Below are 7,669 nucleotides of genomic sequence, written 5' to 3'. Positions count from 1 at the left end.
GCGTTGTCTTCTGCTTCTTCTGCTTCTTCTGCTTCTTCTGCTTCTTCTGCTTCTTCTGCTTCTTCTGCTTCTTCGCCTTCGTACGCTTTAACCGCTGCACCCGCATCCCCCACTTCCTCGTCGCGCCGCCCGATCGTCGCCGCGGCCGCCGCGAGCGCCGACGCCGCGACGATCGCGCGCGGCCGCTACCTCGCGCTCGCCGGCGATTGCTCCGCGTGCCACGACGCGGCCGACCACACGCCGTATGCGGGCGGGCAGCCGGTCAATTCGCCGTTCGGCCCGATCTACGCGCCGAACATCACACCCGACACGACGCACGGCATCGGCAACTACACGCTGCGACAGTTCGACGACGCGCTGCGGCGCGGCGTGCGCGCGGACGGCAGCCGGCTGTATCCGGCGATGCCGTACCCGTCGTTCGCGCACCTGAGCGACGCCGACGTGCGTGCGCTGTACGCGTATTTCATGCGCGGCGTCGCGCCGTCCGCGAATGCGGCAAAGCGTACGGAGCTGCCGTTTCCGTTCAACCAGCGCTGGGCGCTGTCGCTATGGAGCCTGGTGTTCGCGAACCGCGACCGCTTCACGCCGCAGCCGTCGAAATCGGCGGAATGGAATCGCGGCGCGTATCTGGTGCAGGGGCTCGGCCACTGCGGCGCGTGCCATACGCCGCGCGGGCCGGCCTACAACGAGCGCGGCTACGACGAGCGCAGCCCGGCGTTCCTGACCGGCGGCATCAACGATCACTGGTTCGCGCCGAACCTGACCGGCGCGGCGCCGGACGGCCTCGGCCGCTGGTCGGCCGACGACGTCGCCGCGTTCCTGCGCAGCGGCCACGCCGCGCGCGGCGCGGTGTTCGGCGCGATGGCGCCGGTCGTCGGCGAGAGCACCGCGCTGCTGACCGACGGCGATCGTCATGCGATCGCCGTGTACCTCAAGTCGTTGCCCGCGCAACCGACGGCCGCGACGAACCCGCTCGGCGTCGGCGTGCCGCGGCTGACCGCGGCCGGACCGCGCCCCGAAGGCGGCCAGCTGGCGCCGGGCGCGGGCGTGTACGCGGGCTTCTGCGCCCGGTGCCACGGCGCGGACGGCATGGGCGCAGCCGATCGCGGACCGGCGCTCGCAGGGAACTCCGTCGTGCTGGCGGCAGATCCGACCAGCACGATCCGCATCGTCGTCGAAGGCGCGCAGCCGGCGCCCGGCAAGAACGGCCCCGTCGAGCGGATGCCGGCGATGCGCGACGCGCTGACGAGCAGCCAGATCGCTGCGGTGGTCAGCTACGTGCGCGGCGCGTGGGGGAATCGCGCGGCGCCGGTGTCCGAACAGGACGTCCGGCGATTGCGTGCGGCGATTCATCGCTAGGGGCGGCGCGGGTGGCTGAATCGGGTGGTGTCGGCTTCGGCTTCGGCTTCGGCTTCGCAACAGGATGTCAGGCGTTACGCGCGGCGATCCATCGTCCGCGATGCCGTGCGGGAGCGAAAGGGTCGACACAAAACCGACTCACCTTCACTCACGCCCATCTCCGATCGCCTTGCTCGCGGTGACGCAGTCGAACGGACTCATTGCGTCGTCGCGGCCCGACGTGCCAGCTACTTCGGTTCCATCGCGCGACTGGCCAGCGTCGCGCGCAATCGTACATACAAGCAACCGACGACCTCCCACGGCGCGACCCTCACGCTCACCGCTCCACCACCGCCACCGCCTTGATCTCCACGATGTAACCCGGCGCGCCGCCGAGCATGTGCGCGCCGACGGCCGTCCACGCCGGCAGCGGATGCGCATGGAAATAACGGTCGCGCACCTGCATGAACAGCGGCAGGTCGCGCATGTCGGTATGGAACGTCGTGAGGTCGACCACGTCGTCGAGCGTCGCGCCGCCCGCCTCGAGCACGCGCTTGAGGTTTTCGAACGCCTGCACGATCTGCACTTCACGACCTTCGACCAGCTGCATCGCCGCGTCGCGGCCGATCTGCCCCGACACGTACACGGTATCGCCGACCTTGATCGCCGGCGCGTAGCCGATCCTGTCGTACACGCTTTCCATCCCGGCCGGGATGATCGCTTCGCGGTTGCGCATCGGTGTCTCCGTGGCCGGGCGCACCGCGCCAGCCGTTCCTCCTGTTGAACTGCAACGCGGGGCGCCTGCACGCGCGCCGCGGCCTCGCCTAACCGCGCGTCGTTCAGCCCGTATCGCCGCCGGCGACCGGCAGCACGGTGCCGGTGATGTAGCTCGCTTCGTCCGAAGCGAGGAACAGGATCGGCGCGATCTGCTCGTCGAGCGTGCCGTAGCGCTTGAAGAACGTCGAATCGGTCACCTGCCGCACCGCCTCGGCCATCCACGCCTGTTCCTGCGCGCTGTCGCCGGCCGCATTGCGCGGCACGCGGCGCGGCGGCGCCGTGGTGCCGCCCGGCGCGGTCGCGACCACGCGGATCCCGTGTTCCGCGTATTCCATCGCGAGCGCCGCCGTCAACGCGTTGACGCCGCCCTTCGCGGCCGAATACGGCACGCGGCGAATCCCGCGCGTCGCGTTCGACGACACGTTGACGATCGTGCCGCCGCCCGCCTCGACCATATGCGGCAGCACCGCATGGCAGCTGTACAGCGTCGGCATCAGCGAACGGCGAATCTCCGCGTCGATCTGCGCCGGCTCGAACTCGGCGAACGGCCGCATCCGGATCGCGCCGCCGACGCCGTTGATCAACACGTCGATCCGGCCGAACGCCGCGATCGCACACGCGATCGCCGCGCGCGCGCCGTCGTAGGTTTCCAGATCGGCGACGCATGCGGCCGCGCTGCCCTCCGGCGCTTCAGCGGCCACCGCGGCGACGAATTCCGCACGATCGACCAGCAGCACGCTGCCGCCCTCGGCCGCCGCGCGCAATGCGACGCCGCGGCCGATGCCCTGTGCCGCGCCGGTGACGACCACGACCTTGCCCGAGAATCGTTGCATCATCATGCCGCCTTCGCCGTCACGTTCGGCGTGAACTTCTCGTAATGGAAACTGCGCGGCGTCACGCGCTGCTCGTCGAAATACCCGCGCACCGCGTCGACCATCGGCGGCGGCCCGCACAGATAGACGTCCACGTCGCCGTCGTTCAGCGCATCGGCCGGAATGTGCTGCGTGACCCAGCCCTTGCGCGCGTGGTTCGACGCCGCATCGGCAACCACCGTCGCGAACGTGAAGTTCGGCAGCCGCGCCGCGTACGCGTCGAGCGCCTCCACGCACACCAGATCGAGATCGCGCGTCACGCCGTAGACGAGATGCACCTGCTGCTGCGAGCCGCTGCGCGCGAGCACCTCGAGCATCGACAGGAACGGCGCGAGCCCCGTGCCGCCCGCGAGAAACAGCAGCGGGCGCGCGACCTCGCGCAGGTAGAAGCTGCCGAGCGGCCCGTCGAGTTCGAGCGTGTCGCCCGCGCGAGCCGTCTCGAGCCACGTGCTCATCACGCCGCCCGGAATCTTCTTGATCAGGAAGGCGAGCTTCGCGTCGCCCGGCGCGGACGAGAACGAATACGACCGGTGCTGGCCGCTGCCCGGCACGCCGATGTTCACGTACTGCCCCGGCAGAAAGACCGGCGCGGCGGCACCGACGTCGAGTTCGAGCACGATCGCCGCGTCGTTGTGCGGCTCGACCTTCGCGACGGTCGCGGCGAACGCGCCGTGGCCGGTCTTGCACGCGAGCGACGACGCCGGCACCGCGATCACGCAATCGCTTTGCGGCACCATCTGGCAGGTCAGCACGACGCCGACCGCCTTCTCGTCGTCGCTCAGTGCGTCGTCGAGATAGTCGTCGCCGAGGTCGTAGCGGCCGCTTTCCGCGCGGCACTTGCAGGTGCCGCACACGCCGTCGGAGCAGTCCATCGGCAGGTTGATCTTCGCGCGAAATGCCGCATCGAGCACTTTCTCGCCGGCCTTGCAGTCGATGAAGCGGGTGACCCCGTCCTCGAAGTTCAGTGCGATCTGGTAGGTGGACATCGCTTCGTCTCCGTCTGGTTACTGTCGGTCGATCGGCGTCAGACGTGATACACGTCGAGCACCTGCCGGATGTAGTCGTTCTTCAGCACGATCTTCTTGTTCGAGATCAGCCACGCATCGCCCGCGCGACGCAGCGTGGCGAACGCCGTGCCGAAGAAGTGATCGGTCACGCGGTAGCGGTGGTTCAGCGTGTGGAAGTTGTAGCGCACGTCCACCTCGCCGTCGCGCTGCGCCAGCACCTCGACGTTCGTCACGTTGTGGCTGGTGCGCGGCTCGGGCGTCGATGCGCCGCTGCGCTCCGTCTTGATCCGGAACACGCGGTCCTCGAGGCCGCCGCGATCGGCGTAGTACATCAGCGAGATCTGGCGTTGCGGATCCTCGGTCGGCCGATCGTCGTCGTCCCACGCGGGCATCCAGTACGTGACGTCCTCGGCGTAGCAGGTGAGCCACGCGTCCCACTCGCGATCGTCGAGCAGGCGCGCTTCGCGATACAGCGCCGCGCAAATGGTCTGGTAGTCGATGTTCATGCCTGTGCCTCCCCGCGTTCCTGCTGCAACGCATCGCGCATCACGCGCACCCAGTATTCGTGCTGACACACGAACAGCCCTTCGTCCTCGCTGCGCTCGCCCGACACGCGCGGGTTCAGCCCCATCATCGCGGCGTTCTCGTCCGGCCCGTCGATCCACAGCGGCGCGCCGCGCGACAGGTCGTTCCACATCGCCGTGCTGCCCGCGTAGCCGGCCTGGCATGCGCGGAATTCCTCGAGGTCGTCGGCGGTGCCCATCCCGGACACGTTGAAGAAGTCCTCGTACTGACGGATCCGCGTCGCGCGGTCGGCGTCGCTCTCGCCCTTCGGCGCGAAGCAGAAGATGCTGACCTCGGTTTTGTCGACGGCGAGCGGACGCACCACGCGAATCTGCGTGCTGAACTGGTCCATCAGAAACACGTTCGGATACACGCACAGGTTGCGCGTCTGGTTCACGATGAAGTCGGCCTGCACCGCGCCGACGCGCGCGGCGATCTCGTCGCGATGCCGGTACACGGGCCGCACTTCCGGGTTCATCGTCTTGGTCCACAGCAGGATGTGGCCGTGATCGAAGCCGTAGACGCCCGCGACCGACTTGCTCCAGCCGTTCGCATCGACGGCCTTCGTGCCGTCTTCCTTGCGCCGGCCCATCGTCGCCGCGTAGTTCCAGTGCACGGTGCTCACGTGATAGCCGTCGCAGCCGTTCTCCATCTGCATCTTCCAGTTGCCTTCGTAGATGTAGGAGGAGTTGCCGCGCAGCACTTCGAGCCCGTTCGGCGCCTGGTCGACGATCTGGTCGATGATCACGCGCGCGTCGCCGAGGTAGTCCTCGAGCGGCAGCACGTCGGCGCTGAGGCTGCCGAACAGGAAGCCGCGATAGCTCTGGAAGCGCGCGATCTTCTTCAGGTCGTGCGAGCCGTTCGTGTTGAACTGCACCGGATACTCGGTGGTCTTCTCGTCCTTCACCTTCAACAGCTTGCCGGTGTTCGAGAAGGTCCAGCCGTGGAACGGGCACGTGAAGCTGCCCTTGTTGCCGTGCCTGCGGCGGCACAGCATCGCGCCCTTGTGCGCGCAGGCGTTGAGCACCGCGTGCAGCTCGCCGGTCTTGTCGCGCGTGATGACGACCGGCTGGCGGCCGATCCACGTCGTGTAGTAATCGTTGTTGTCGGGGATCTGGCTCTCGTGCGCGAGATACACCCAGTTGCGCTCGAAGATGTGCTTCATCTCCAGCGCGTACAGCGCCTCGTTGGTGAAGATGTCGCGGCGGCAGCGGAAGATGCCGGCGTCCTTGTCGTCCTGCACCGCGGTGGCGAGCAGGTGGTCCAGTTCGGTGGTGAGGTCGATCGTCGCGGACATGTTGGTTCCTCCTGTGCGCGTGCCGCGTCCTGCAAGCACGCTCGCATCGGTGTCGATTGAATCCTGGGGAGACCGGCGGCCGCGTATTTGCGCGGCCGTGCGGTCGGGTGTTCAGGCGGCGGCGCTCGCGCGCGGGCGTTCGACGATCTGGTTGTCGGCGCCGCCGACGCGCGGCGTCAGCACGAAGTCGAACGCGATGTCCTGGTACGCGTCGGCCTTCAGCCCGAGCGCCGCGCCGCCGGTTTTCGTCGTGACGGGAGGGATCAGTTCCTCGCGCGTCGCATACGCGAAGTCGTCCCAGATCAGCGGATCGCCTTCGATGTTGAATTGCGTCGTCAGCTTGCGATGGCCGTCGCTCGTCACGAAGAAGTGCACGTGCGCCGGACGGTTGCCGTGGCGGCCGAGGCGGTCCAGCAGCTGCTGCGTCGCGCCCTGCGGCGGGCAGCCGTAGCCGACCGGCATCAGCGTGCGGAATGCGTAGGTGCCGTCGGCGCCGGTCCTGACTGCGCCGCGCAGGTTGAAGTCGCGCTGCGCGCCGGTCGGATCGAAATGCGAATAGAAGCCGTGCGAGTTCGCGTGCCAGCATTCGACCAGCGCGCCGGCCACCGGCTTGCCGTCGAGGTCCTTGACCGTGCCGTGGATCACCAGCGGGCCGGCGCCTGCGTCGGCGTCGAGGTCGATCTTCGCGACGCCGTCGCGCACCGGTGCGCCCGCGACGTACAGCGGGCCTTCGATCGTGCGCGGCGTGCCGCCGTCGAGGCCGAGCGCGGCGTCGGCGGCGTCCATGCGGATGTCGAGATACTTCTCGAGCCCGAGGCCGGCCGCGAGCAGCGCCGCTTCGCCGTCCTGACCGAGCTTGTTCAGGTAGTTCACGCCGGCCCAGACTTCGTCGGGCGTGATGTCGAGATCGTCGATCGCCTTGAACAGGTCGCCGAGCAGCCGCAGCACGATCTGCTGCGTGCGCGCGTCGCCGGTGCTCGCGCCGTTGGCGTTCGCATTCGATGCGGCCTTCAGCAGATCCTGCACTTCCCTGGTTTCGAAAACCTTGACGCTCATGATGGTGTCTCCACATGTAGTTTTGGAAAAAGCGATCGACGGGTGCGGCGCGCGCAACACGACGGCTGCTCGGATCAAACGTCGCCGTCGGACTGCGACGGCGGGCGGCGACGCCGGTAGTGCGGTCGCGATGTCGTGCGGCTCGACGTTGCGTAGCAGGTCGCACGTTGCGTGTGGCGAGTTCATGGAACGGATTTATACGCGGCGGGGAAATGCTGCGTCCAATACTTTTGTCCCGGCTATTTGATACCTACCAGGTATAGAAATACATCGTACGAACGGAAATTTCGCGGCGCACGATACCTTGAATGGGCAGTCGAGCGTGCCGGGACGCTTGCTGGAGCGCGGTCGGAGGAGGTTTGGGGGCCGCGCGGGTAGAGGCGTGCGGCGGCGCAGGCTGCAGTCGCGAAAACTGGGGGGAAGGCTGCGGTCGGCCGGGGGCGGTCAGGGTTTTCCTGATGACGGAACGGAGGGATTTTCCGTCGCGCTAGTGGATATGCGGCGGCTTATCCGTTCGCCGGGATGACGGCGGCGGGACTGGGCACGCGGCAATGGCATCGCGCCGGTGTCGGGATTCGGCGGCCCGCGAAGATCTCGGGCCATCGCTGAGTGAGCATCGCGCGAGGCACGTCGACGCATCGACGCATCGACGCATCGCGCATCGCGCATCGGGCGCATCGCGCATCGGGCGCATCGGGCGCATCGGGCGCATCGGGCGTCTCGGCGTCTCGGCGTCTCGGCGTCTCGGCGTCTCGGCG

General features: G+C 68.1%; 7 protein-coding genes and 1 pseudogene. 1 reads left to right on the top strand and 7 read right to left on the bottom strand.

Annotated elements, in window-relative coordinates; genetic code table 11:
- A partial coding sequence (locus C3Y15_RS30760) for a cytochrome c (protein ID WP_243860296.1) occupies nt 1–1,359 on the top strand: 1,359 nt, incomplete at its 5' end.
- Between the two features lie 316 nt (nt 1,360–1,675).
- Here the strand turns inward: C3Y15_RS30760 and C3Y15_RS30755 are convergent.
- The 7 genes and pseudogenes from C3Y15_RS30755 to C3Y15_RS32060 form a co-directional block, all read right to left on the bottom strand.
- Entirely contained in the window at nt 1,676–2,074 is a 399-nt protein-coding gene (locus C3Y15_RS30755; protein ID WP_124259959.1) for a RidA family protein, read from the bottom strand.
- A 103-nt stretch (nt 2,075–2,177) separates the two neighbouring features.
- On the bottom strand, nt 2,178–2,954 hold the full coding sequence (benD, locus tag C3Y15_RS30750) for a benzoate diol dehydrogenase BenD (RefSeq protein ID WP_124259960.1): 777 nt from the start codon (nt 2,952–2,954) through the stop codon (nt 2,178–2,180).
- Nucleotides 2,951–3,973, bottom strand: coding sequence for a benzoate 1,2-dioxygenase electron transfer component BenC (gene benC, locus C3Y15_RS30745; RefSeq protein WP_124259961.1), 1,023 nt, complete (start codon nt 3,971–3,973; stop codon nt 2,951–2,953). The genes benD and benC overlap by 4 nt, the downstream gene beginning before the upstream one ends.
- A 38-nt stretch (nt 3,974–4,011) precedes the next feature.
- Nucleotides 4,012–4,500, bottom strand: a complete 489-nt coding sequence (benB, locus tag C3Y15_RS30740) for a benzoate 1,2-dioxygenase small subunit (protein WP_124259962.1) — start codon at nt 4,498–4,500, stop codon at nt 4,012–4,014.
- Complete coding sequence (locus tag C3Y15_RS30735; protein ID WP_124259963.1) at nt 4,497–5,855, bottom strand: Rieske 2Fe-2S domain-containing protein; 1,359 nt, start codon at nt 5,853–5,855, stop codon at nt 4,497–4,499. Before C3Y15_RS30735 ends, benB begins: the two co-directional genes overlap by 4 nt.
- A gap of 111 nt (nt 5,856–5,966) precedes the next feature.
- A complete protein-coding gene (gene catA / locus C3Y15_RS30730; protein ID WP_059456216.1) occupies nt 5,967–6,911 on the bottom strand; it encodes a catechol 1,2-dioxygenase in 945 nt (314 codons plus the stop codon).
- Nucleotides 6,912–7,417: 506 nt separating this feature from the next.
- Nucleotides 7,418–7,669, bottom strand: a pseudogene (locus C3Y15_RS32060) (hypothetical protein); the annotation flags it as partial.

The sequence above is a fragment of the Burkholderia sp. B10 genome (assembly GCF_004368385.1).
Classification (GTDB): domain Bacteria; phylum Pseudomonadota; class Gammaproteobacteria; order Burkholderiales; family Burkholderiaceae; genus Burkholderia; species Burkholderia vietnamiensis.
This window is presented reverse-complemented; position numbering and strand designations above follow the sequence as displayed.